The 24,775-nt window shown below is 71.2% G+C and carries 22 protein-coding genes; 14 read left to right on the top strand and 8 right to left on the bottom strand.

Translation table 11 applies throughout. The features are described from left to right. Window positions 1-7: 7 nt before the first annotated feature. From ACFPZ3_RS55175 to ACFPZ3_RS55165, 3 genes are read right to left on the bottom strand one after another with little or no spacing between them, the layout of a single operon-like run. Window positions 8-1,045 (bottom strand): sulfotransferase family protein, encoded by a 1,038-nt coding sequence (locus tag ACFPZ3_RS55175; protein ID WP_379522476.1) that lies wholly within the window; start codon window positions 1,043-1,045, stop codon window positions 8-10. 21 nt (window positions 1,046-1,066) lie between these two features. After that, window positions 1,067-1,897, bottom strand: coding sequence for a CDP-alcohol phosphatidyltransferase family protein (locus ACFPZ3_RS55170; RefSeq protein WP_379522475.1), 831 nt, complete (start codon window positions 1,895-1,897; stop codon window positions 1,067-1,069). Window positions 1,898-1,945: 48 nt separating this feature from the next. Beyond that, window positions 1,946-3,400: a glycosyltransferase family 2 protein gene (locus tag ACFPZ3_RS55165; RefSeq protein ID WP_379522474.1), complete on the bottom strand. Its 1,455-nt coding sequence runs from the start codon at window positions 3,398-3,400 to the stop codon at window positions 1,946-1,948. A 158-nt stretch (window positions 3,401-3,558) separates the two neighbouring features. Here ACFPZ3_RS55165 and ACFPZ3_RS55160 point away from each other — a divergent pair, with 158 nt between their 5' ends. Then, a complete protein-coding gene (locus ACFPZ3_RS55160; protein ID WP_379522473.1) occupies window positions 3,559-4,050 on the top strand; it encodes a GNAT family N-acetyltransferase in 492 nt (163 codons plus the stop codon). After that, window positions 4,047-5,090, top strand: a complete 1,044-nt coding sequence (gene pseI, locus ACFPZ3_RS55155; RefSeq protein ID WP_379522472.1) for a pseudaminic acid synthase — start codon at window positions 4,047-4,049, stop codon at window positions 5,088-5,090. The genes ACFPZ3_RS55160 and pseI overlap by 4 nt, the downstream gene beginning before the upstream one ends. On the opposite strand, the gene ACFPZ3_RS55150 is transcribed toward pseI, so the two are convergent. Both ACFPZ3_RS55150 and ACFPZ3_RS55145 read right to left on the bottom strand, forming a co-directional pair. Continuing rightward, window positions 5,087-6,031 carry a PseG/SpsG family protein gene (locus tag ACFPZ3_RS55150; protein WP_379522471.1) on the bottom strand — a complete coding sequence of 315 codons (945 nt, stop codon included), beginning with the start codon at window positions 6,029-6,031 and terminating at the stop codon, window positions 5,087-5,089. The two genes, pseI and ACFPZ3_RS55150, sit on opposite strands and share 4 nt — an antisense overlap. Beyond that, window positions 6,028-6,756: a cytidylyltransferase domain-containing protein gene (locus ACFPZ3_RS55145; protein WP_379522470.1), complete on the bottom strand. Its 729-nt coding sequence runs from the start codon at window positions 6,754-6,756 to the stop codon at window positions 6,028-6,030. The genes ACFPZ3_RS55150 and ACFPZ3_RS55145 overlap by 4 nt, the downstream gene beginning before the upstream one ends. A gap of 102 nt (window positions 6,757-6,858) precedes the next feature. Between ACFPZ3_RS55145 and pseB the strand changes: the two genes are divergently transcribed. Both pseB and ACFPZ3_RS55135 read left to right on the top strand, forming a co-directional pair. Beyond that, window positions 6,859-7,836, top strand: a complete 978-nt coding sequence (gene pseB, locus ACFPZ3_RS55140) for a UDP-N-acetylglucosamine 4,6-dehydratase (inverting) (RefSeq protein ID WP_379522469.1) — start codon at window positions 6,859-6,861, stop codon at window positions 7,834-7,836. Beyond that, on the top strand, window positions 7,836-8,960 hold the full coding sequence (locus tag ACFPZ3_RS55135) for a DegT/DnrJ/EryC1/StrS family aminotransferase (protein ID WP_379522468.1): 1,125 nt from the start codon (window positions 7,836-7,838) through the stop codon (window positions 8,958-8,960). Before pseB ends, ACFPZ3_RS55135 begins: the two co-directional genes overlap by 1 nt. A gap of 6 nt (window positions 8,961-8,966) precedes the next feature. Here the strand turns inward: ACFPZ3_RS55135 and ACFPZ3_RS55130 are convergent, their stop codons facing one another. Genes ACFPZ3_RS55130 through ACFPZ3_RS55120 form a run of 3 tightly spaced genes read right to left on the bottom strand, consistent with a single transcriptional unit; the run spans window position 8,967 to window position 13,418 of the window. Further along, window positions 8,967-10,847, bottom strand: a complete 1,881-nt coding sequence (locus ACFPZ3_RS55130) for a glycosyltransferase (protein ID WP_379522467.1) — start codon at window positions 10,845-10,847, stop codon at window positions 8,967-8,969. A gap of 20 nt (window positions 10,848-10,867) precedes the next feature. Beyond that, window positions 10,868-12,481: a class I SAM-dependent methyltransferase gene (locus ACFPZ3_RS55125; protein ID WP_379522466.1), complete on the bottom strand. Its 1,614-nt coding sequence runs from the start codon at window positions 12,479-12,481 to the stop codon at window positions 10,868-10,870. A 16-nt stretch (window positions 12,482-12,497) separates the two neighbouring features. Beyond that, entirely contained in the window at window positions 12,498-13,418 is a 921-nt protein-coding gene (locus ACFPZ3_RS55120) for a hypothetical protein (RefSeq protein WP_379522465.1), read from the bottom strand. A gap of 163 nt (window positions 13,419-13,581) precedes the next feature. Between ACFPZ3_RS55120 and ACFPZ3_RS55115 the strand changes: the two genes are divergently transcribed. The 10 genes from ACFPZ3_RS55115 to ACFPZ3_RS55070 form a co-directional block, all read left to right on the top strand. Next, complete coding sequence (locus ACFPZ3_RS55115; protein ID WP_379522464.1) at window positions 13,582-13,830, top strand: acyl carrier protein; 249 nt, start codon at window positions 13,582-13,584, stop codon at window positions 13,828-13,830. After that, entirely contained in the window at window positions 13,805-14,617 is an 813-nt protein-coding gene (locus tag ACFPZ3_RS55110; RefSeq protein WP_379522463.1) for an SDR family NAD(P)-dependent oxidoreductase, read from the top strand. The genes ACFPZ3_RS55115 and ACFPZ3_RS55110 overlap by 26 nt, the downstream gene beginning before the upstream one ends. A gap of 58 nt (window positions 14,618-14,675) precedes the next feature. Beyond that, the gene (locus ACFPZ3_RS55105) at window positions 14,676-15,986 is read left to right on the top strand and encodes an AMP-binding protein (RefSeq protein ID WP_379522549.1); all 1,311 of its coding nucleotides are present in this window, start codon (window positions 14,676-14,678) and stop codon (window positions 15,984-15,986) included. Between the two features lie 70 nt (window positions 15,987-16,056). After that, entirely contained in the window at window positions 16,057-17,082 is a 1,026-nt protein-coding gene (locus ACFPZ3_RS55100) for a LuxE/PaaK family acyltransferase (protein ID WP_379522462.1), read from the top strand. Next, window positions 17,082-18,467, top strand: coding sequence for an acyl-CoA reductase (locus tag ACFPZ3_RS55095; RefSeq protein WP_379522461.1), 1,386 nt, complete (start codon window positions 17,082-17,084; stop codon window positions 18,465-18,467). The genes ACFPZ3_RS55100 and ACFPZ3_RS55095 overlap by 1 nt, the downstream gene beginning before the upstream one ends. Further along, window positions 18,464-20,581, top strand: coding sequence for a hypothetical protein (locus ACFPZ3_RS55090; RefSeq protein WP_379522460.1), 2,118 nt, complete (start codon window positions 18,464-18,466; stop codon window positions 20,579-20,581). The genes ACFPZ3_RS55095 and ACFPZ3_RS55090 overlap by 4 nt, the downstream gene beginning before the upstream one ends. Before the next feature lie 114 nt (window positions 20,582-20,695). Continuing rightward, window positions 20,696-21,907, top strand: a complete 1,212-nt coding sequence (locus ACFPZ3_RS55085) for a glycosyltransferase (protein ID WP_379522459.1) — start codon at window positions 20,696-20,698, stop codon at window positions 21,905-21,907. 3 nt (window positions 21,908-21,910) lie between these two features. Continuing rightward, window positions 21,911-22,609: a class I SAM-dependent methyltransferase gene (locus ACFPZ3_RS55080; RefSeq protein WP_379522458.1), complete on the top strand. Its 699-nt coding sequence runs from the start codon at window positions 21,911-21,913 to the stop codon at window positions 22,607-22,609. A 109-nt stretch (window positions 22,610-22,718) separates the two neighbouring features. Next, complete coding sequence (locus tag ACFPZ3_RS55075) at window positions 22,719-23,345, top strand: polysaccharide deacetylase family protein (RefSeq protein WP_379522457.1); 627 nt, start codon at window positions 22,719-22,721, stop codon at window positions 23,343-23,345. 27 nt (window positions 23,346-23,372) lie between these two features. Beyond that, window positions 23,373-24,775: hypothetical protein (locus ACFPZ3_RS55070; protein ID WP_379522456.1), on the top strand; the 1,403-nt coding region annotated here is incomplete at its 3' end.

The raw sequence follows: 24,775 nt of genomic DNA, 5'->3' as shown, positions 1-24,775 counted from the left end.
AGAGGGTTCAGACGGGCTCGGTGAGTTCCTTGCGCTGTTGCGGCACCCCAGCGAGGGAGCGCTGGCGGGTGGTGAGCAGGGCGCCCACCGGACTGGGCTCGCGCAGCCGGTTGAGGCGGTCGCGCATGCTCTTGCGCATGCGGCTGGCCTTACGCTTCTGCATCGTCTTCTGGCAGGCGATGACGTGCTCCTTGGTCGGCTTGGGAGCGCCCGTCAGCTCGTACCCCATGGACTCCAGCCGATCGCCGAGCATGTGCTCGCACAGCGCGATCTCCCAGTCGTCCAGCCGGTTCGCCCAGCTCCCGACGCGGCTGCGGGTGACCTCGCGGTGGGTGTTGCTGTGCCAGACCTTGTGCTGCGGCACCGCCATGCTGGCCGCCTCGCGCGGCGAGATCATGGACGGCGAGAACTCCTCGTCCAGGAAGTGGCAGAGCTTCTTCAGCTCGGTCATCGGATCGTCGGTGAGGTCCTCGTAACGCAGTTCGAAGTACGTCTCCGCGTCCAGCGTGCGCTTGAGCCGCCCGCCCGCGTCAATGGCCTCGGCCCAGGTGGAGACCGCGTGGAAGGAGTCCAGGGTGTACCAGGGCATCTCCTTCAGCGAGGCCACGCAGTCGCGGCCGTCCCTGATGAGGTGGACGAACTGGGCGTCGGGAAAGAGCCGCAGCAGCAGGTCCACCTGCTTGACGTAGCTGGGCCGCTTGTCGCCCCAGCGGGCCTTGTCGAAGCGGTCGGCGTACATGCGGAAGGCCGTCCCGATCACCGAGCCCAGCGAGCCGGGCCCCTCGACGGCCTGCCGGACGAACTCGTCCTTGTCGATCTTGAGCTCGCGGAACTTCGTGCTGCGGTCGGTCGCGATCCACTGCGCCAGAGCGTGGCGGCGCTGGTCGATCCGCAGGTCGCCCCACGTGCGACGGCGGTAATAAGCGGGAACGAGGAAGCGCGTCTCCGGAGGCACCGCCATGTGGGGGTGCGAGTGGAGCATGAGCTGGAGCATCGTGGTGCCGGACCGCGGGCATCCGATGACGAAGACTGGTCGGTCTGACATGTCGTACTAACCCCCGAAAACTTAGACGAGAACGTGCTCTCGGCTCTCCTGAGAGGAGCCCACGCCGTGCCTGCGTGTGAAGAGCCACATCCGGTAGACCAGGAAGACCTCGTTGAGGAGCAGCAGAGCTCCCGACGACACGGCGAGCGGGATCAGCGCCCATGCCCCCGCAAGGGGCGCGATCACGAACACCGCCGCGTGGAACTCGATACCGCTCACCAGGTGCGAGCGCACCCGGCGGCGGGCCAGGAACCTGTTGAGCCGCCTGAAGAAGCGGAAGACGCGTGACCGGGGCGCCCGCCCCAGCGACTCCGGCTCCAGCGGGCCCGCCAGCAGCGGGTCCACCTCCTCCGGCTCCGGGTCCTGCCGCTCCTCCCTGACGGCGTCGCGCACACGCTTCATCTGCGGGGCGTTGACGTACCTGAACAGGTCCAGGACGGCGACCGCCGCGCCGAGCACGATGTAGCGCACATCGCCGGTCAGCGTGTACTGCCCGTACGCCAGTCCCCCGGCGCACAGGACCACCCTGATCCGGTCCCCCACGTAGTCGAGCCAGAGGCCGAAGGGCGTGCCTGTGCCCTTGAGCCTGGCTATTTTGCCGTCCACGCAGTCGATCATGAAGCTCAGATAGAAGAAGCCGGCGCCCGCTATGAGCTGGTTCAGTCCGAAACAGACGGCCGACACCAGGCCGAGGACCAGCGAGAACACGGTGAGCCCATTGGGCGTCAGCCGGGTGTGGTTGGCGACGGGAAGGGCGACCCGGCAGGCGACCGGGTCCACGAAATACACGGTCCACCAGGAGTCTCTCCGCTTGCGTGTCTCGTGGACGTCATCGAGCGAATAGGTCCTCATGGATCCCAGCATGACCACGCGCCGCGCCCGAACGATTACTGTCTGGAACTACTGGGTGATGTCCATGCCGCTTCTTGACCAACGCTCCACCGAAAACCGCCACGCGCCGTTGGCGTCCCCGTCCCGGCACCAGCCCTTGAACACCAGGCCGCGCAGCTCGGCCCGGATCCCGAGCCGCCAGGGCCCTTCTCCGTCGAGGAGGGCGGGGTCGATGGTCGCCACCACGCCGTGCCTGCCCTTGCGCCGCGTCTCCAGGGGGATGCGGCGGCGGCCGTCGCTGAGCCAGAGGCCGACCTTGGGGACCTTGCGGTCGACGCGGTGGATGGCCACGTGCGCGCGCAGGCGGTACGCGGCGCCGGTCCACTCGCACTCGTCCACCTTGGCGATCAGTTTGAGCTCGTCGCGGGCGTCGAACACCTCGTCGGGGATGCGCAGGCGTCGGTCGCGGAAGAAGGGGTAGTCGCCGTACCAGTTGGTGGTACGCCAGCCGCGCGGCACCACGCGGGTCACGTCCTCGCGGCCGCGCCGGAACTCGCGCACGCTCCGCAGCTCCTCGGTCAGGCCGCGCCTGAGCAGGTGCACCTCCAGGCGGCGCAGTGACGACGCGGCGGCCAGCACGTGCGGCCCCAGCTCGGCCAGCCAGGAGCGGCCCAGCTCCAGCAGCGGCTCCCGCTCATCGGCGCGCTCCTCCGCGCAGCGCTCCAGCGCCTGGAACAGGAACAGGGTGTCCTTCTCCAGCACGAGGGCGTCGAACCCGTCGAGCAACTCCGGCGCCCGCTCGTCGAGGAACCCGCGCACCGCCCGGATGGCCGCCAGCCGTTCCCGCAGGTTGGGCAGCTCGGAGCGGCGCTGCGTGATCGAGGTCTCCCCCTCCTCGCGCTTGCGCCAGTGGTAGACCACCTCGCCCAGCATGTCCACGCCGGTGGCCAGCACGTGGGCCTGCATGGCGACGGGCACGTCCTCGTAGATGCCGGCGGGGAAGCGCAGCCCCGCGCGCTCCCAGAAGTCGCGCCGGTAGACCTTGTTCCACACGGTGCGGTCCCTGATCAGCACCTGCTTGTCGGTGATGTGGGTGCACAACTGCGGCCGCCTGAACACCTTCTCGTGCAGGATCGACTCCTCCAGCTCGCCGTCCACCAGCCGCCGTACCGCGCCGCACGCGAGCTCGGAGCCGGTCTCGGCGAGCTTGCCGACGAGCAGCTCGTACGCCTCAGGCGGCACCACGTCATCGCTGTCCGCGAAGGCCAGGTAGGTGCCGCGGGCCTGCCTGATCCCCTGGTTGCGGGCGGGCCCCGGCCCCAGGTTGCGCTGGCCGATCAGCACGAAACGGCCGTCCCTGGCGGCGAAGTCCTCGGCGACGCGCCGGCTGCCGTCCACGGAGCCGTCGTCCACCAGGATCACCTCGATGTCCTCCAGCGTCTGGGCGGCCAGCGATTTCAGGCACTCGGTGATGTACGGCTCCACGTTGTAGAACGGGACGACGACGCTGAGCAGGGGGATCATGCCGGTTTCGCTCCTTGGCTAGGTACGGGCTTCGAGGGCAGCATGCCTGGGCCGCCAGATGGATTCCCCGTCCGATGGCTGTCCCTGATGAGCTCTTTACCGGACGCGTAATCCGCTACGTTGTGAAATGGATCGCGCACGCATAGTAGGGAGAGCCGGTGCTCAGAGACGTCCGCGACGATGATCTGCCCGTTATGCGCCAGTGGCGCAACCACCCGCGCGTGCGCGGCGTCAGCTTCACCACGCACGAGATCGGGGCCGACGAGCACGCCCGCTGGTGGGCGGCCACCAGCGCCGACGCGAGCAGGCGGGTGCTGATCTACGACCACGACGGGACCGCCGCCGGGGTGGTGACCTACGCCGACCTGTCGCCGGAGAGCGCCCTCTGGGGCTACTACCTCGACCTGGACGGCCTGGAACGGTCGGGGACGCTGCTGCGGGCCTGGGCCGGGCTGGAGCGGGCGGCCATCGAGCACGCCTTCGGGCCGCTCGGGCTGTCGGTCCTGCGCGGTGAGCTGCTGGCCGCCAACGTCCCGGTCATGCTGCTGCACCGGCGCTTCGGGTTCGTGGAGGTGGGGGTGCACCGGCGCGACGTGGACGGGATGCCGCGCGACGTCGTGACCATCGAGCTGAGGAGGGAACACACGTGATCATCATCGGGGGGCGGGCGATCGGGCCCGGCCATCCGCCGTTCGTCGTCGCCGAGTTGTCCGGCAACCACAACGGCAGCCTGGAGCGGGCGCTGGCCATCGTGGACGCGGTGGCCGAGGCCGGGGCGCACGCGCTCAAACTGCAGACCTACACGCCCGACACGCTGACCGTCGACTGCGACGGGCCCGGGTTCCGGCTGGGCGACGAGCACGAGTTGTGGGGCGGGGAGACCCTCTACCGGCTCTTCCAGCGTGCCCACACGCCGTGGGAGTGGCACGAGCCGATCTTCGAGCGGGCCCGCGAGCGGGGGCTGGTCGCCTTCTCGGCGCCGTTCGACCCGACGGCGGTGGAGTTGCTGGAGAAGCTGGGCGTGCCCGCGTACAAGATCGCCTCTTCGGAGATCGTGGACCTGCCCCTGATCCGGCTCGCCGCCGCCACCGGCAAGCCGGTGATCATCTCCACCGGCATGGCCACGATCTCGGAGATCGAGGCCGCCGTGTCGGCCGCCCGCGAGGCCGGGTGCACGCAGCTCGCCGTGTTGTCCTGCACGGCCTCCTATCCCGCCGACCCCTCGGAGAGCAACCTGCGTTCGCTGCCGCTGCTGGCCGCGCTCACGGGCGAGGTCGTGGGCCTGTCCGACCACACGCCGGGGCTCGGGGCCGCGCTGGCGTCCGTGGCGCTGGGGGCCTGCCTGATCGAGAAGCACGTCACCCTGTCCCGCGCCGACGGCGGCGTCGACGCGGCCTTCTCGCTGGAGCCCGCCGAGCTGGCGGCGCTGGTGGTGGAGAGCGAGCGGGCCTGGCGCTCGCTGGGCAATGTGGCGATCGGGCCGCGGCCGTCGGAGCAGGAGGGGCTGCGCTTCCGTCGCTCCCTCTACGTGGTGCGCGAGGTGAAGGCGGGCGACCCGGTCACGCCGGGCAACGTCCGCTCGATCCGCCCTTCGGGTGGCCTGTCCCCCGACGCCGCCGGTGAGGTGATGGGGCGGCGCTTCGCCAAGGACGTGCCCTTCGGCACCCCGCTCACCTGGGACCTGATCTAGCGGAGCAGGGCGTCGGCGACCCGTTCCCTGCCCTTGCCGTCCACCAGCCCGCCGCCCCGCCTCCCGTGCTCCTCGCGGGCGGCGGGGTCGGCGAGCAGCCTGGCCAGCACGCCGACCGCCTCCTCGTCGGCCGCCCGCCCGAGCCCGGCCGCCACCCCCCGCCCCACCAGCTCCTCGTACCCGATGAGCTGGTTGTCCGCCACCCAGCTCAACGCCGTCGGCACACCGAGGTAGAGAAGTTCCCAGATCGCCGAACCGGCCGCGGTGACCACCAGATCGGCCCGCGCCATCAACTCGGGCAGCCGATCCGTCGGCGGGATCACCGTGATCGACCCACCGGCCTCGAACCGCGCCGGACTGACGACCGTGCCCCGGAAGGGCCGCCCGGTGGCGCTGAGCGCTCGCGCCCAGGCGGGGGCGACGCCGGCGCTGTCCGTACCGCCGAAGAAGCACAACACGTGCGGCACCGCACCCCCGCGCGGGGCCCGCCGGCGATCGCGCACGCTGTCGCGCAGCAGCACGTAGCGGGCGCCCGCCAGCCACCGCGGCCCCCTGCCCCGCGCGCCGAGGTTCTGGTCGAGGTAGAGGTTGGCCTCCTGGCCCAGCGGGTCGCCGTCCACGATCGCCAGCACCCTCAGCCCGGCCTCCCTGAGCACCGCCCCGGTCTCCGGCGGCAGCTCGTAGGAGTCCAGCACCACGGCGTCCAGCCGCAGCTCACCCGCCAGCGCCGCCAGCCGGCCCGGCGCCACGGGCGCGGGCACCAGCCGGAACCCGCGCTCGCGAAGCTGCGCCCGCGCCCACGGCGAGCCGCGCACCTCACCGAGGAAGACCACCTCGACGCCCCGCGCGCACAACTCCTCCGCCAGGGCCACGCATCGCACCAGATGCCCGACCCCGCTCTTCGCCCCGGCATCGCAACGCAAGCCCACCCTGCCGGTCACGCGTCCTGGAGGGCCTTCTGCCGCACGTGGGCGTTGAGCCCGCAGACCTCGGGCCGCTCACGCAGCCAGCCCACCAGCGTCGCGAACGGCAGGCACCGGTCGCCCAGGGAGCCGACGACGGCGGAGAGCAGCCGCCAGTCGTCCTCGGTGTCGAGCGTGACCCGCAGGTCGTCGGCCGCGGGCCGGTAGGCCAGCCCGAGCAGCCGCGCGTCACCCGGGTGCTCATAGACGTAGGAGGTCACGTGGGTGCGGTGGAACCCGGTCGCCTCCTCGTCGGCCCGGACGAGCGCGGCCCGCCCGGCGATCTCCACGTCGAGCCCGCGCGGCAGCGTACGCGCCAGGCTCGTGCTCAGGTAGCCGAGCCCGGGCACGGCGCGGAAGACCAGCGCCGCCTCCCTGATCACGGCCGGGTCCAGCAGCGGGCAGTCGGCCGTGAACCGCATGACCGCGTCCCACCGCCGCCCCGCCAGCGCCTGCGTGAACCGGGTCAGCACGTCGTCCACCGGCCCCCGGTGCCAGGCCACGCCGAGCCGGCGGCATTCGTCCACCACCGCGTCGTCGATCCGCTCGGCCGTGGTGGCCACGATGAGGTCGTCGAGCGCCCCCGCCTCCCGCGCGGCACGCACCACCCACCCCAGCACGGAGCGCCCGCCCAGCTCTCTCAGCACCTTTCCCGGCAGACGCGTTGAGCCCATGCGAGCCTGAACAATTCCGACAATACGCACCGAAGCCCCATTCCCCCGTGTGACTCTGAGTCGTCGTGCGATCGCGCTATGCTACAGCCTGCCACGACGACTACAGCGCGTAAGCGCGATTCAGGGGGCCACGTGAGCATTCTCAGTGGATCGTCGATTCTGATCACCGGAGGAACGGGGTCCTTCGGCAAGGCGTTCATCCGCCACGCGCTCGACTCGCTCGGGGTCCGCCGCCTGGTGGTCTTCTCCCGCGACGAGCTCAAGCAGTACGAGACGAGGCAGCTCTTCAACGACGACGAGCGGCTGCGCTGGTTCATCGGCGACGTACGCGACCGCGACCGCCTGACCCGCGCCATGCACGCCATCGACTACGTGGTCCACGCGGCGGCGCTCAAGCAGGTCGACACCGCCGAGTACAACCCGTTCGAGTACGTCCGCACCAACGTCGCCGGCTCCCAGAACGTCGTGGAGGCCGCCATCGACTGCGGCGTGCGCAAGGTCGTCGCGCTCTCCACGGACAAGGCGTCGAGCCCGATCAACCTGTACGGCGCCACGAAACTGGTCGCCGACAAGCTGTTCGTCTCGGCCAACCACTACGCCGCCGCCCACGAGACCCGCTTCTCCGTCGTCCGCTACGGCAACGTCGTCGGCAGCAGGGGCTCGGTCATCCCGCTGTTCCAGCGCCTGGCCGAGCAGGGCGGCAGCCTGCCGATCACCGACAAGCGCATGACCAGGTTCTGGATCACGCTGGAGCAGGCGGTCAGGTTCGTGGTGGACTCCTTCGACCTGATGCAGGGCGGCGAGCTCTACGTGCCGCGCATCCCCAGCATGCGCATCACCGACCTGGCCGAGGCCCTGGCCCCGGACAGCTCGATCTACGAGATCGGCGTCCGGCCGGGCGAGAAGCTGCACGAGGAGATGATCGGCCCCGACGACGGCCGCAGGGCGCTGCGCCTCGAAGACCGCTACGTGGTCCAGCCGACGATCGCGACCTGGGGCTACGCGCCGCCGGGCACCGGCGAGCAACTGCCCGAGGGCTTCTCCTACCGCTCCGACACCAACGACAAGTGGCTCTCGGTCGACGACCTGCGCGCCATGGTGACCAGCTGATGCTCCCCTACGGGCGTCAGTCGATCGAGGAGTCCGACGTCGAGGCGGTCGCCGACGTGCTGCGCGGCGACTGGCTGACGACCGGGCCCGCGGTCGGCCTGTTCGAGGCCGAGCTGGCCAGGTGGACGGGCGGCGTGCCCTGCGTGTCGGTCACGTCGGGCACCGCCGCGCTGCACGTCGCCTACGTGGCGGCCGAGATCGGGGCGGGCGACGAGGTGATCACCTCGCCGCTCACGTTCGTGGCCACGGCCGCCACGGCGGTGCTGCTCGGCGCGCGGGTGGTCTTCGCCGACGTGCAGCCCGACACCGGCAACCTCGACCCCGACGCCGCCGCCGCGCTGGTCAACGGCAGGACGCGGGCGGTCACGGCGGTGGACTACGCGGGCCATCCGGCCGACTACGACGAACTGCGCGAGGTCGCGGAGCGGGCCGGGGCGGTGCTGGTGGCCGACGCGGCGCACTCGATCGGGGCGGCGTACAAGGACCGGCCGGTGGGGGCGCTGGCCGACCTGACCACGTTCTCGTTCTTCCCGACCAAGACCGTGACGACGGCGGAGGGCGGCGCGGTGGCGGCGGCCGACCCCGAGCGGTTCAGGCGGGCCGCCCGCTTCATGAACCACGGCCTGGTCAGGAACCCCGCCGAGCAGCGCAGCCCGTTCGAGGGCGGCTGGCACCAGGAGGTGCACGAGTTCGGGCTCAACTACCGGCTGCCCGACGTGTTGTGCGCGCTCGGCGTCAGCCAGCTCCGGCGGCTCGGGGGCTTCCGCGAGCGGCGCGCCGAGCTGGTGGCCCGCTACCACACGCTGCTGCGCGACGTGCCGGGGCTGACGCTGCCGGCCCAGCGCGCCTACGTGCGGCCGAGCTGGCACCTCTACCCCGTCAGGGTCCACGACGGGCGCCGGCGCGAGGTCTACGAACGCATGCGGGCGGCCGGCATCGGCGTGCAGGTCAACTACCTGCCCGCCTACTGGCACCCGGCGTTCGAGGACCTCGGCTACCGGCGTGGCCTCTGCCCCAGGGCAGAGGCCTACTACGCCGAGGAGTTGTCGCTGCCGTTGTTCCCCGGCCTGACCGACAGGCAGCAGGAGCAGGTCGTGGAGACGCTGACAGGGATCATGGGCTGAGGCCCCTCAGCGCTCCGCGAGCAGCAGGCAGCCGTCCTCACCCCGGTCGATGAGGAAGCGCCGCTCGGCCACGGTCGCGACCTCCCGCTGCCTCGTGCGTACCAAGGGGCGGATGGCCGTGCCCTGGTCGATGACCACCTCCCACCACGACTCGTGGCCGACGCACTCGTCGATGTCGGCCAGCGGCACGCGCACACGGAAGTCCTGGCCGGCCAGCTCCACCGGGAAGTACATCTCCTCGCCGTCGTTCCTGCGGCGCAGCCTGAGCACCGGCTCGCCGTCGCCGACGTCGTCGATCTCCCCCGAGAACACCAGGTCGCCGCCGTCCACGCGGTACTCGCCGATGATCGCCTGGGCCGTGCGTACGCGCAGGCCCCAGGCGCCCTTCGAGCTGCGTACCGGCACCAGCCACACTCCTGACCTGCGGCGCGGCGCCGGGATCAGCGGCGGCAACCAGCGCGGCCCCGCGACCCTGCCGTCCAGCCGCAGCCCGTGGCCGCGCAACCGCACGCACAGGTCCCAGTGGCCGTGCCTGGCCAGCCGCGCCCGCGACAGAGCGCCGGGGTCGAACGCGAACCTGAACGGGAACGCGTGCTCAGGCAGCCGCCCGCCGTCCTCCTGCTCGACGCTCTCCCACGTCGGCGTGCTCTCCTCCTCCGACAGGTGCACGGTCTCGCCGGTCCCGCGCTCCTCCAGCCAGATCCGCACGCGCACGCGCCGCAGCTCACCCACGTCGAACGTGCCCACGCCCACCCGCCCCGAGCCGTGCAACACGCCGTCGCGCCAGTCGAGGCTCACCAGCCGCGCCTGCAGGGTCAGCTCGCCGGAGACCTCCGACAGGTGGCCGGGCAGCGACGGGTGCCGGCCGTACCAACGCTTGCGCAGCAGCCCGGCGGAGCCCACCTTGGGGCGCAGGTGCCCCTCCCTGGCCTGGGCGAAGACGCCCGCCAGCTCCTCCAGCCTGCGCTGGTGCAGCAGGTGGACCAGGACGCGGTGCTCGAACGGGATGCTCTGCCAGGCCTCGCGCGACACGCCGTCGAGGTAGCGCACGGCCAGATCCACCAGGCTCGGGTCCGCCGCGGGACCCATGGCGGACATGGCCTCGACGGCGACGCCCATGTCGATGTCGAGGGTGTCGCGGTCGAAGTCGGGCTTGAGCTTCGGAGCGCCGCGGGCGAGCAGGTCGGCGGTCTGGAGCACCGACAGCAGGCGGTCGCGCAGGTTGCCCGGCTCCAGGCGGCGCTGGGTGATCGACTCGCCCGGCTCGTCGCGCTGCCGCCAGTGGTAGACCACCCTGGCCAGCACGTCCACAGAACCCGCGTCCACGTGGGCGGCCATGGCGACGGGCTGGTCCTCGTACATGCGCTCGGGGAAACTCAGGCCGAGGTCGTCCCAGAAGGAACGGCGGTAGACCTTGTTCCACAACATGCGGTCGCGGATCAGCAGCGGGTGCCTGGTGATGTGGGTACGTTTGGCCGGCCTGGCGAACGCCTCCCGGTGCGCCCACGAAGGGATGAGCAGGTTGCGGTAGAGCCGCATGACGTTTCCGCAGGCCAGGTCGGAGCCGGTGGCCTCCAGCGAGGTCACCAGCCGCTTGAACGCGTCGGGCGGCACCGTGTCGTCGCCGTCCACGAAGGCCAGGTAGTCGCCGCCCGCGAGACCCACTCCGACGTTGCGGGCGTGGCCCACCCCGTGATTGTCCTGCCTGACGAGGGTGATGCGCGGGTCTCCCCTCGACTCCACGACGGCGGCGCCCTCGTCGCCGCTGCCGTCGTCCACGCAGATCACCTCCAGGTCCGCCAGCGACTGGGCGGAGATGGAGTCAAGGCAGGGTCCGATGTACTTCTCGACGTTGTGGAACGGGACGATCACCGAAAGAACCGGCACGTGCACTCCTCATCGTTTCGTCAGCCGGACAGCAGACGTATGACGCGGCGGGCCACCTTGCGGGGGCGGGCCAACCGGCGGGAGAGGCGATATCCGAGCGTCCTGCGGTAGGCGGTGGCCTTGCGCTGCGTCCTGCGCAACTTCGCCTTGGCCCGCACCAGCTCGCGCTCGCGGTAGGACAACTTGGTCTCCAGGCGGGAGATCCTGGCCAGCGCCGCCGTGAGCTGGTCGGCCAGCCGGTCGCGGGCCCCCAGCAGGTCGCGGTACGTCGGGGCGTGCTCCGCCAGCTCGGCGGGCTGGCCCAGCTCGGCGTCGAGCTTGCGGGCCCGGTCGAGGTCGCCAGGGTCGCACGCCCGCCCGGCCATGCCGCACAGGGTCAGCGTGAGCTGGTCGGCCTCCAGCGGCCACGGCCACGGGTGATGATGGCCGGCCGCCAGCAGCCTGACCGCGAAACGCCACAGGATCCGGCAGAGCACGACATGGGGCTCGGGTTGCGTGGCCGGGCCCCATGGAGGGTTGACCGCGGCGAACCGCTCACCGTCGAAGACCAGGCTGTCGGTCGCGGCCGACACATCCCCGCCCGTCTCCAGCCAGTCGGCCAGGTCGGAGAGCAGATCGCGGACCGTCATGACGTCCTCGCGGGCGCACGCCTCGACGAGGATCTCCTCCACCACCCGGCCCGCCGGGATCGGGTGTTCCTCGCCTCCCGGCAGGCGCCTGGTGCCCGCGGGGGTGAGCTCGTACAGGGCCGGGCCCTCCTCGATGAGGCCCAGCGGCAGCTCCACCGCGGGTACGGAGTCCGTCGCGCGCGGCGCGCGGGTCGCCACCGCCAGCCACATCGGGGCCAGCTCCTCGCCCAGGCGGTGCCGGAACACCAGCCGGGTCAGCCGCAGCGGGTCGGCCACCAGCATCCGGTCGCCGCCCTTCGCGCTCAGCGGGAACGTCAGCGCCTCCGGCAGGTCGAACGTCAGCGCCTCCCTGGACAACAACGACCGCGGCGCCTGCCTGTCGGGGTAGGCCGCGTAGCAACGCTGCACGCTCAGCCCCGCCGACTCCAGCCCGAGGTCGAGCGCCTCCGGGCCGCCGGGGTAGCTCGGGTCGAAGCCGTGCGGGGCCCACTGGTCGTCGGCGCATTCCCGGTCCGCGGGCCTGGCCTCGATGAACCGGTCCACGCCCAGGTCGTTGCGTACGCCGAGGACCAGCCGGCCACCGGGCGCGACCAGGTCGCCCAGCGCTCCCAGCGACTCGCTCCAGGCCGCCGCAGGGGCCTCAGCGGAGTGTGTGCGCAGCAGCCCGTCGAGCGCCAGCACCAGGTCGTACGGCTCGTCCGCGTCGAGCATCTCCAGCCGCCCGCAGAACACCGCGAGCCCCGGATGCCGCTCCCCCAGCGCGCAGGCGTCAGGGTAGGAGCGCAGCAGCACGGCGGCCGACGGGGCCCGCATGACCACCTCGTCCACCAGCACCCGCGGATGCGGCCCGACCAGCAGCACCCTGCCGCTCTCCGGGATCATCCTCCTGACCAGCTCCAGCGCCGCCCCGCGCCAGTCCGTGACGCCGCCCATGCCGGACGCGTCGGACCACAACAACATCTCCCCGCCGATCAACCGAACGTTCTCGGGCGCCTCATCACTCACGCGCATGTTCATGGCCTCACTTCGCGAGGCTGGCTCGGTCGCCATATGCCGCCGCCTTCCCCCGCTCTGGTCGCTTCGCTCCCGCCGCTCCTCCAGGCGACGGCACTCCCTCACGCACCCGCTTCCATCCGAACATTCGCCGTAGCTCCTCCGGTGTCGCCTGATAGTCGAATCCCAGCTCACGATGCGCCGCCTCGGCCGCCAGGTCGGGATCCACGCGCGTGCCGTGCAGCTCGGGCCAGAGCCGCAGGCGGCGTGCCGTGCCGCCGTACTCGGGGCGTTCGTCCTCGTACTGCATCGGGTCCCCGTAGACCGCCAGCTCGCACCCCACCGAGGCGCCGTAGAACAGCGCGCTGCCGAGCCTGTTGGAGGCCACCCTGCGGTGGCGCCGCAACTCGACCAGCTGCTTGCGCAGGAAGTCGCGGCCCTTGCCCTCCCAGCGGGATCCGCGATCGCCATGACAGATGACCCGGAATCCCCTCGATTCATACGCTTGCCGAATGTCCGGATTTGCGAATTCCAGCCAATAAAGGCAGACCGTGACCGGACCAGTCTCGACATTTCGGATTTCGTCGGCGAGTCGGGCGTGGTCGCCACTGACGGAGAACTTTTCCCAGCCATGAAAGGGATACCAGATCGTACCCTCGCGATCCGGTCTGACGCCCAGCTCAGGCTCAAGGTAAAGAAGGTAGATCCACGGGGCGCCGACCAGGTAATGACCCCTGCGGCCCATCGACCAACCCCGGCGGCGCAGCACGTCCGACCAGACGAAACGGGGGTAACCGGGGCTGCACCAGTGGTCGTTCGGGGGAAATCCGTGGAGATAGTTCCATCCGTGCTGGAGGAAACCTTGAATGCGCTTTGGCGCCTCGTCAGGAAGGCCGCAGTATCGGCCGAGTATGCGGGAGTGCCCGTACCAGTGATTGGATTCGTCCATCATTCCCCCCGTACGGTTGGCGTGTCCCATCCGACATTCCCAGCCCCCCACACGGGTCACGCCTCGTTATACGCTTCCATTACTCAGGACGGGGCCTTGATTTCTCCTGCCGCGCGATTGCCGCTACACTTCGTCATGGCTTGAGGACAGAGAGTGAGTGATCATGAGTCATCTCGATCGCCTGCGGGCCGTCTTCCGCATGGCGCTCAACCTGCCGCCCGACGCCGATGTCGACGGTCTCGAATACCGTGCCATCCCGCAGTGGGACTCCCTGGCCCACATGGCGCTGATCGCGGCGATGGAGGACGAGTTCTCCGTCATGATCGACACCGACGAAATGATCGACATGAGCTCGTTCGCCAAGGCGGCCGCGCTGCTGGAGAAGCATGGCATCGGCGCTGCCGCCATCTGACCGCGAAGATCCCGCCGCCGACGACCTGGCCTGCCTCCCCGAGCCCAGGGTCGCGCTGGTCACCGGCTCGACCAGGGGCATCGGCCGGGCCGTGGCCGGCACGCTGGCCGCGCCCGGCCCACATGGCGGCTACGTCGCCGTGCTGCACGGCCGCGACGAGGAGCGGGCCGCGAAGGCGGCGGCCGAGGTCGCGGCCGAGACCGGCGGCACGACCGACTCGGTCCACGGCGACGTGAGCGACCACGGGCAGGTCTCGGCCATGATGCGGCGGATCTACCAGCGGCACGGCCGGCTCGACGCGCTCGTGGTCAACGCCGGCATCCACGAGGCCGGCCTGCTCGGCATGACGAGCCTCGACACGATCAAGCGCCTGTTCGGCGTCAACGCCATCGGCGCCGTCTACACCCTGCAGGCCGCGCTCAGGCTGCTGCGCCGGGGCGCCTGCCCGTCGGTGGTGCTGGTCTCCTCGGTGATGGGCCGCACGGGCGCGCCCGGTCAGACGGTCTACTCCGCGACCAAGGCCGCGATCCTGGGCCTCACGCGGGCCACGTCCAAGGAGCTCGGTCCCACCGGGATCAGGGTCAACGCCGTGGCGCCCGGCTACATCCAGACCGACCTGCTCGCCACGCTCGACGAGCGCGCCCTCACGGCCACGGTCGAGGCGACCCCGCTCGGCCGCCTCGGCACGCCCGGCGACGTCGCCGCCGCCGTGGCGTTCCTGCTGTCGCCCGACTCCGGCTTCATCACCGGACAGGTGCTCGGCGTGGACGGCGGGCTGATCCGGTGAAGTCCCCGCACCTGGAGGCCGTGATCGCAGGCGACGTGAAAGGCGGGCTGGTCCGGTGATGTTTCCGCATCCGGAGGCCCGGCTCGTCACCGCGGGCGACATGGAAGGGGTCCGCGGCGACGAGCTGGCCGCGTGCGTCAAGCGCGCGGCGGACAACCTCGGCAAGCTGCGGCCAGGGCCGCTGTTCTGCGCGATGCGCAACACGCTCGCCTCGGTGTTCTGCTACCTCGGCGCCTGGCACGCGGGCCGGCCGATCGCGCTGCTCGACCCCGAGTTGCCCGCCGCCACACTGGCCGACCTGGCGGAGCGGTTCAGGCCGGCCGCGCTGCTCGGGTTCGCACACACGCTCGACGGCCCGCCGCCGCCCCGCGGCGACGTCCCCGATCCCCATCCCGACCTGGGTCTGCTCCTGGCCACCTCGGGCTCGACGGGCAACCCGAAGCTCGTGCGCCTCTCGCGCCAGGCCGTGCTGGCCAACGCCACCGCCATCGCGAGCACCCTGTCACTCGGGCCCGGCGAGATCGCGCCCACGAGCCTGCCGCTGCACTACAGCTACGGCCTGTCGGTGCTCAACAGCCATCTGATGGCGGGTGGCACCGTGGTGCTGACCGAGGCGGGGCTGCTGGAGCGCTCGTTCTGGGCGGACCTGCACGCCTACGGCTGCACGTCCCTGGCCGCAGTCCCCTACCAGTACACGATGTTGCGCCGCATGCGCTTCGACCACTCGAAGTTCCCCGCGCTCACCACGCTCACCCAGGCCGGCGGGCGGCTCGCCCCCGAGCTGGTCGAGGAGTTCTCCGGGAAGGCCGAGCGCTTCTACGTGATGTACGGCCAGACCGAGGCCACGGCCCGCATCGCCGTCCTGCCGCACGACAGGCTCGCCGACAAGCCCGGCTCGGTCGGGGTCGCCGTTCCCGGGGGGCGGCTGGAGATCGACGACGAAGGAGAGGTCCTCTACCACGGGCCCAACGTCATGATGGGCTACGCGGACAGCGCCGCCGACCTGGCCAGGGGCGACGACCTGGGCGGGGTGCTGCGCACGGGCGACCTGGGGCGGCTCGACCCCGACGGGTTCCTGCACGTCACCGGGCGGCTCAAGCGCATCGCCAAGGTCTTCGGCACCCGCGTCAACCTCGACGACGTCGAGCGCATGTCGCGCGGCTCCGGCCCGGTGGCGGCGACCAGCGGCGACGACCGGGTGACGATCTGGACCGAGACGCTCGACGCCACGTCGCGGGTGCGGCTCGCCCGGCGGCTGGCGAGCGAGCTGCGGCTGCACTGGAGCGGGTTCGACGTGCGCGGCATCGACCACCTGCCACTCCTGGCGACGGGCAAGGTGGACTACCGAGCTCTGGAGTCCCTCACATGACCGGCCGACGCGATGCCGTTGACGCGGGCCTCTCCGGCGCCCTTGCCCCACCGGCGGGGCGTCCGGCGCGATGAGCGTGTTCACCCTCAGCGGGCCCGAGCGGGAAGCCGTGCTGCTGCCTGAGCTGGCGGCCCTGACCGAGCGGCACCGCGCGGCGTGCGTCCCGTACCGCAGGATTCTCGACGCCATCGGCGCGGCGCCGCCCTACGAGCGGGTGTGCGACCTGCCGTGGCTGCCGGTGCGGCTGTTCAAGACGCATGAGCTGCGCAGCGTGCCGGAGGAGCAGGTGTTCAGGGTGCTGACCTCCAGCGGGACGACCGGGCAGTCGCCGAGCCGGGTCTATCTCGACCGGGAGGCGGCGGCGGCGCAGCCGCGCATGCTGGCCGCCACGCTCAGGGAGGTCCTGGGCGAGCGGCGGCTGCCGATGCTGATCGCCGACACCCGCTCCGTCGTACGCGACCCGACCCTGAGCGCCCGCGGCGCCGGCGTGCTCGGCATGATGAACTTCGGCAGGGACCACACCTTCGTGCTCGACGAGCAAGGACAGGTGGACGCGGAGGCGGTCAAGGGGTTCCTGGCGCGACACGGGGGCGAGCGGTTCCTGGTCTTCGGGTTCACGTACATGATCTGGCTGCATCTGCGCGGCCTGGGCGCGGACCTGTCGAACGCGGTGCTGATCCACTCCGGCGGGTGGAAGCGGCTGGCCGAGCAGGCGGTGGACAACGCCGAGTTCCGGCGGCGGCTGGCGGAGGAGTGCGGGCTGAGCCGGGTGCACAACTTCTACGGCATGGTCGAGCAGATCGGGACGATCTTCCTGGAGGGGCCGGACGGGGACGGGCTCTACTGTCCCGACTTCGCCGACGTCGTGATCCGCGATCCGGAGACCTGGCAGGAGGCGCCGACCGGGGTGCCGGGGCTGATCGAGGTGGTCAGCACGCTGCCCACGTCCTATCCGGGCCACGTGCTGCTGACCGAGGACCTGGGGGTGGTGCGCGGCGTGGACGACGGGAGCCTGCCGGGCAAACGGTTCGAGGTCCTCGGCAGGCTGCCGCGGGCCGAGGCGCGGGGCTGTAGCGACACCTATGGGCAGGGCTGATGCTGGACGACCGCACCACTCTCGACGCGCCCGCCGCGGACGCCACCGCATCTGACGCGCCCGCCACGAACGCCACCGCACCCGACACGCCCGCCACGGACGCCACGGACGCCACGCCCGCCACGGACGCCACCGCACCCGATGCTGACGGAACCGCGCCCGGCGCGCCTGTCGTGGACGTCAGGTTCCCCGCCGCCGCGTCCGTGCCGGTCGAGGCGTTGCTCGGACAGTTCGGCCGGTTCGGCGGCGCGCTGCAGGTCGGTGACGAGCGGGTCAGGGAGTTCCTGGCGGCCTTCGGCAAGCGGCTGCTGCGGCCCGCGCTGGCGCGCCACCATCCCGAGTTGGGCTCGCTCGGCTTCTTCCTGCGGCCCAGCGAGCTGGCCCGCACGGTCGAAGGGCTCGGGCACGAGCACGTACGCGTCCCGCGCGGCCTGGTCTTCCACATCCCGCCCGCGAACGTCGACACGGTCTTCGTCTACTCCTGGGCCCTGTCGGCCCTGATGGGCAACCGTAACGTCGTACGCCTCTCGCCCAGATCGGGCCCGGTCGCCGAGACCATCGTGGAGACCCTGCACGAGGCGCTGAGCGGCGCCGACCCCGTCATCGCGGCCACGCAGCGCATCGTCTCCTACGACCGCTCCGACGCGATCACCGCCGCCCTCTCGGCCGCCTGCGACCTGCGGGTGGTGTGGGGCGGCGACCACACCGTACGCGAGATCCGCCGCCACCCCCTGGCCCCGCACGCCCGCGACCTGACCTTCCCCGACCGCTCCTCGTTCGCCGTGGTGCGGGCGGCGGCGTGGTTGTGCGCGCCGCGCGCCGCGCGGGTCACCGTCGCCGAGGGCTTCGTCAACGACACCTACTGGTTCGACCAGGCCGCCTGCTCATCCCCGAGAACCGTGTTCTGGGTCGGGGACGAGAAGGACTGCGACGCGGCGCGGGCCGACTTCACCGACCACGTCTCGCGGGTGGTGACCGTGCGCGGGTGGGGGGTCGACGCGGCGATGGCCGTGGAGAAGCGGGTGTCCGCCTACGGCCTGGCCGCCGACGGGCTGGCGGAGAGCGTGGAGTTCCGGGGCAACGCGCTGACCTGCGTACACCTGTCGGCCGCCGCCGCGGCGCCGAGGCGGTGGCTGGGAGCGGGGACGTTCGCGCACGCCAGGCTGGAGTCGTTGCCCGAGCTGGTGGGGCTGGTCGAGCGGCGGGACCAGACGATGACCCACTTCGGGTTCGGCCAGGCGGAGCTGGAGGAGCTGGCCAGAGGGCTGGCGGGGCGCGGGGTGGATCGCATGGTCCCGGTGGGCAGCGCGCTGAGCTTCCATCGTGTGTGGGACGGGGTGGACCTGCCGGCCGAGTTCACGCGACTGGTGACCGTGATCAAATGACGCTGGCCCCGCCCGAGAGCACACTCGTCCGCCTGTCGATGTCTCCCGGGTTGCGGCTCGGCGGGGTGCCGGCCGCTCTCGTGTGCGCCGGGGCCGCAGGCGTCTTCCTGTGGTGCGGGGTCTCCGGGCGCGATCTGGCCGTCTTCGCCGCCTATCTCGGGATCGGCGTGCTGCTCCCCGGCCTGTTGTTGTGGCGGGCGCTGACCGGGGGCGGGCGGTCACTGGCCGAGGATCTCGCGGCCGGGCTGACCTTCGGCTATGCGGTCGAGGTGCTGGCCTACATCCCCGCCAGGGCCGCCGGGTTTCCGCTGCTCGCGCTGGTCCCGCCCGCCGCCGTGTTGTGCGCGTTCGCGGGGGTGCCGGGGTTGCGGCGGCACTGGCGGGGGCCGGAGCTCAGGGAGCGCATGCCGGTGTGGTGTGCGTGGGCGCTCGCGGGGATCGTGGCGTACCTGATCGTGTGGAGCACGATGTTCCTGTACCGGGTGCCACTGGCCGCCGCGTACGTGGACATGCCCTACCACCTGGCCATGGTCGGCGAGGCCAGGCACCACTTCCCGCTCGCCCTGCCGTTCGTGCTGGGAGAGGGACTGTCCTACCACTGGTTCGTCTACGCCGAGATGGCCGCGACGAGCTGGGTCACCGGGATCGAGCCCGTGACGCTGCTCTACCGGCTGTCCACGCTGCCGATGGCGGCGGCCACGGTCGTGCTGGTGGCGGTGATCGGGCGGCGGCTGGGCGGGCGGTGGGGAGCCGGGGTCGCGGCGGCCGGGGTGACGTATTTCCTGTTCGGGCCCGTGCTGGTGGACGGGGTGGTGTTCACCTCGCGGTCGATGTTCACCGTCTGGGCCAGTCCGACGCAGACGTTCGGGGCGTTGTTGTTCGCCCCCGTGGTGCTGCTGCTCATCGGGCCTCGGGTGCGGTGGGTGGCGCTGGGGGTGTTGCTGCTGGCGCTCACCGGGGCGAAGGCCACGTACCTGCCCCTGCTGCTGGCGGGGTTGCTGCTCGTCATCGTGGTGCGGCGGGTGCGGGGAGCATGGCTGGGGGCGGCGGCGCTCACGCTGGGGTGTCTGGTGTTCGCGCAGGTGGTGGTGTTCGGGCAGGGGGCCCAGGGGACGGAGTTCTCGCCGTTCGCGACCATGCGTGCCCTGTGGGGGACCGTGGCGGGGATCGAGATGCCGGAGCTGGCCTCCGTGCCGCTGCTGCCGCTGGTGGTGCTGACCTGCGTGCACCTGTTCTGCCTGGCCTGCGTGTGGGGCGGGGCGGCGGGGCTGGGGCGGCGAGCGCTGGAGGCGCCCATGCTGCTGTTGCTCGGGATCGGGGCGGCGGGGATCGGCGCGGTCGTGTTGCTGGGGCATCCGTCGCATTCGCAGCTCTACTTCCTCGAAGCGGCCAGGCCGTACCTGTCGATCGCCGCCGTGTGCGGGGTGCTGGCGGCGCCGCGGGTGCCGAAGGCGCTGGTCGCGGGCCTGGTGACGGTGGGGGCGGTGGCGGCGCTGGTCGTGCTGGCGCCGGGGTGGTCCGACGATCCGCTGCGGCGGATCGCGCTGCCGTACCTGGTGGCGGCGGCCGGGGCGCTGCTGTTGTGGCGGCGCGGGTACGCGCTGGCCGTGGTGGCGCTGCTCACCGGGTACGCCGTGCCGTGGTCCGTACGGGAGGTGGCCGTGCACGTCATGCCCGACGAGCCGCCGGAACTGCTGATCCCCGGCGGGGCGCGGGAGGCGGGGCGGTGGTTGCGCGAGCACTCCTCGCCCGATGACGTGGTGGCCACCGATCTGCACTGCCGCTCCTGGCTGGGGCCGGTGTGCGACAGCAGGCACTTCTGGGTGTCGGGGTTCAGCGAGCGGCGGGTGCTGGTCGAGGGGTGGGCGTACGCCGAGAGCACGTTGTCGCGGGCCCGGCCGTTCGTGACGTCGTATCTGGAGGTCCCGTTCGCGGATCAGGCGCGGCTGGCGGCGAACGACGCGGTGTTCCGGGCGCCGACGGCGGAGAATGTCCGGCACCTCGCCCAGCAATATGGCGTCAAATGGCTTTTCACCGGGATAAATCCGAAATTGGGGAAATTTGCCCGGCTGCGATTTCAGAACACGACCTCTTCGATCTACAAGCTCTCCTGAAGGTAAAGATATAGCCGTCTCAAGGAATGGCGAGGAGAAATCGCCCGCGGCCCTCTGGACGTCTCCAGCACCATTTCGGTGGACCCACGGCCACGAGCAAGATCAGGGGAGTCTATGGACACGCGTGCCGCCATGGAGCCGAGCCCCCGCCTCCTCGACCCGGCGACCCGGCTCGCGAGCGTCGACATCGTCATCCCCGTGCTCAACGAGGAACGCGCCCTGCCCGGCTGCGTACGCACACTGACGAAATTCCTCGACGACGGATTCCCGCTGCCGTGGCGCATCACGATCGTGGACAACGGCAGCACCGACGCCACCTGGCCGCTCGCCGCCGCACTGGCCGGGGAGTTCGAGCACGTGCACGCGCTGCGGCTGGACATCAGGGGCCGGGGCGCGGCGCTGCGGCAGGCCTGGCAGGCCAGCCCCGCCGACATCGTGGCGTACATGGACGTCGATCTGTCCACCGACCTCGACGCCCTGTTCCCGCTGGTCGCCTCGGTCGCCAGCGGCCACTCCGAGATCGCGATCGGCACCCGGCTGGCGCACGGCGCGCGCACCCGCCGCTCGCTGCGCCGCGAGGTGGTGTCGCGGGGGTACAACGCCCTGCTCAGGTACGGTTTCGGGGTCCGGTTCAGCGACGCCCAGTGCGGTTTCAAGGCGGCCAGGACCGACGTGGTCAGGCCGCTGATGGGCAAGGTCGAGGACGACTCCTGGTTCTTCGACACCGAGTTGCTGCTGCTGGCCGAGCACAACGGGCTGCGGGTGCACGAGGTGCCGGTCGACTGGATCGAGGACGCCGACTCCCGCGTACGCGTGGTCAGGACGGCCATCGACGACCTCAAGGGGCTGACCAGGGTCGCCTGGTCGATGTCGACGGGCCGGGCGGACGTCGAGGTGGCCAGGGCCGAGCCGACGCCCACCCACCCGGACGCGGTGCTCGCCAGGCCGCGGGCGGTGACGGTGGCGAAGTTCGCCTCGTTCGCCGCCATAGGGATCGTGTCCGGCATTCTTTATGCGCTGATTTATCTCCCACTTCGTGAATTCTGGTCACCGGCGATGACGAATCTTGCCGCGCTCGTACTGACCGGAATCGTCAATATCGCGGCCAATCGGCGGTGGACGTTCGGGCGGCGCACCACGGCGCTCTTTCGCGCGGCGGTGCTCTTCGTGGCCAACTACGTCCTCACCACCGCGGCCGTGCTCTCCGTGCCCGCCGGGGCCGGGCGGATGGCGGAGGTGGGTGCGGTCGTGGCCACGTACGGCCTGCTCACTCTCGTCCGGTTCGCCGCCCTGGACCGCTGGGTCTTCTCCCGTACAAGGAAATGATCGATGGAAACCTCTGAGATCCGCCGGCTGATCGCGCTGGAGGACACCCACTGGTGGTACCGCGAGCGCCGGGCCATCCTGCGCAGGGAACTGCGCGGGCTGGGCCGTCCAGGGCGGGCGCTGGACATCGGCGCCGCGGGCGGCGGGAACACCCGGGTGCTGGTCGAGGCCGGCTGGGACGCGACCGCGACGGACTCCTGCGAGTCGGCGGTGGAGACGGCCAGGCGGCGCGGGCTCAAGGCGGTCCACGCGGACGCGCGGGCGCTGCCGTTCGAGCAGGGCAGCGTGGACCTGGTGACCGCGTTCGACGTGCTGGAGCACATCCGCGAGGACGACCTGGTCACCACGGAGATCGCCAGGGTGCTGGCGCCGGGCGGGCGCGCGCTGATCGCGGTGCCGTGCGACATGGCGCTGTGGTCGGAGCACGACGACGCCGTCGGCCACATACGCCGCTACGGCCGCGACTCGCTCACGGTCGTCGTCGAGCAGGCCGGGCTGAGCGTCGATCGGCTCTGGAGCTGGAACGTGCTCCTGCGGCCCCTCGTGGCCCGGCACCGGCGCAGCTCCAAGGGCAGCGACCTGCGCAGGACGCCCTTCCTCGTCAACGCGGGCCTGTCGGTGGTCGTCCGCGCCGAGCGGTATCTGCCGGTCAGGTCGCTCAAGGGTGTGAGCCTGTTCCTGTGGGCGCGGCTTGGACGGTGACGGTGCCCAGAACGAGACCTCGGCCGTAACATGGCCGGGGTTCATTGGCTCTAGGCTGTTCTCTGTGGTGATTCACGCCCTCCTCGCGGCTTCTCTAGCTCTTACCTCCATGCCTGCCCAGGCCGCCGCCGTCGACTGCGCCCGGGTCAAATGCCTGGCGCTGACCTTCGACGACGGGCCAGGGGTCCACACGCCCGAGCTGCTCAAGACGTTGTCCAAGGCAGGCGCCAAGGCCACGTTCTTCCTGGTCGGCAAGCGGGTGGAGGATCGGCCGCAGATCGCGAAGCAGATCGCCGCGCACGGGCACGCGATCGGCAACCACACCTACTCGCACGCCTCGCTCCCCGCGCACAACGACAACGAGATCCTCAACGAGCTCAAGGTCACCCAGGAGATCCTCGAGAAGGTCACGGGACGGCGGCCGACGATGTACCGCCCGCCGTACGGGCAGACCGACGAGCGCGTGCTCGGGCTCGCGGCCCAGACGGAGCTCGCGGAGATCCTGTGGACGGACACCACGCTCGACTGGAGTCTCGTCGACAGCAAGAAGATCAAGGCGGCCGTGCTCAAGCTGGCCAAGCGCAACGGCGTCATCCTGATGCACGACGTGGTGCCGGAGACCGTGAAGGTCATGCCGGAAATTCTCACTGAGCTCAAGAAGCGCGGCTACCACTTCGTCACCGTGCCGACGCTGCTGCATGGCAAGGGGCCGACCCCAGGGGTGAGCTACTTCTAGCACTTCCCCTGCTCGGGATTGGGAATCATGGGGAGTGACACCAGGCCCAGGCCGTGGGTCGCGCTGGCGACCTTCCTCGTCGCCCAGGCGGTGCTCGGCTGCTGGTGGGCGGCGCTCTACCCTGGCCTGTTCAGCCGCGACTCGGTCCTCTACCTCAGCCACACCGTCGTCGGCCCCTGGGTGAGCGATCACTCGGTGCTCTACGACTCACTGGTGTGGCTGAGCTTCACCAAGACAGGTGATCTGGGGGCCGTCACGTTCGCGCAGACGACGGCCATGGCCGGGGCGCTGACCTACCTGGCGCAGTCGCTACACAGACTGGGCGCGCCGCGCCTGCTCACCACCGTGGTGGCGATGCTGCTGCCGGTGGCGCCGCCGGTGGGCGCGTTCACGGTGACGTTGTGGAAGGACGTGCCGTTCACGATCTGCGCGCTGGCGATCGCGGGAGTCTGCGCGCGGATCGCCGCCAGGCGTGCCCTCACCTGGCCGGCGCTGGCCGGGCTCGCGGTGTTGTGCACTCTGCTCGGGCTCTTCAGGGCGAACGGCTTCCTCGTCGTGGGCGTGGCCGTCCTGGCGCTGGTGGTGATCGTCAGGACCATGCGCGTACGGCTGCTGCTCACCGGCACCCTCGCCGCGGCCCTCCCGCTACTGCTCACCAACCTGCTCTTCCCGCAGTTCGGCATCGTGGCCCCGTCCAAGACGTACGTCTACCACACGGCCTTCGGCGACATCGCGGTCGCCTACCGGGAGCGGCCCGAGCTGTTCACCTCCCAGGACATCAGCCTCATGACGACGGTGGCGCCGCTGAAGCGGTGGTGGGAGGGCGGCACCTGCTACACGATCAACCCGCTCATCTGGCGGCGCGACTTCAGCTGGTGGCAGGCGGACGCGCACGCCACCGAACTGCTGGAGCTGTGGCGGCACCTGCTGGTCACCGAGCCGCGGATGGTGATCGACACGCGGCTGTGCAGGGGGGCGATCGCGTGGCGGCCGGTGCAGGATTCGACGACGGCCGGGGGGATGACGTACCGGCTCTCGCGGCGGCCGTACGCCGACACCTACGTGGGGCCGTACGAGGTGGCGGACTTCCCCGGGCGGTGGGTGTTCTCGTTGCGGCCGCTGTCCATGGAGCTGAACCGGGTGGCCGACCCGTGGCTGACCGGGTCGCTGGCGCCCGAGTACGACTGGGTGTTGTGGCGGGGGGCGTCGTGGGCGTACCTGTCGTACGTGGCCGTGGGGCTGGCGGCGTGGGCGCTGCGCAACCGCTATGTCCTGGGCGTGGCGGCGATCGTGGCCGCGTTGCAGCTCACCGTCCTGGCCAACATCTCGGCGCAGGACTTCCGGTACATGGCGGCGCCCATCATCGTCGGGGCACTGCTGGTGCCGCTGCTGCTGGGCAGCCTGTGGCGGCTGGCATGGTCCTGGCGGAC

It is taken from the genome of Nonomuraea insulae (assembly GCF_042656245.1).
This window is presented reverse-complemented; position numbering and strand designations above follow the sequence as displayed.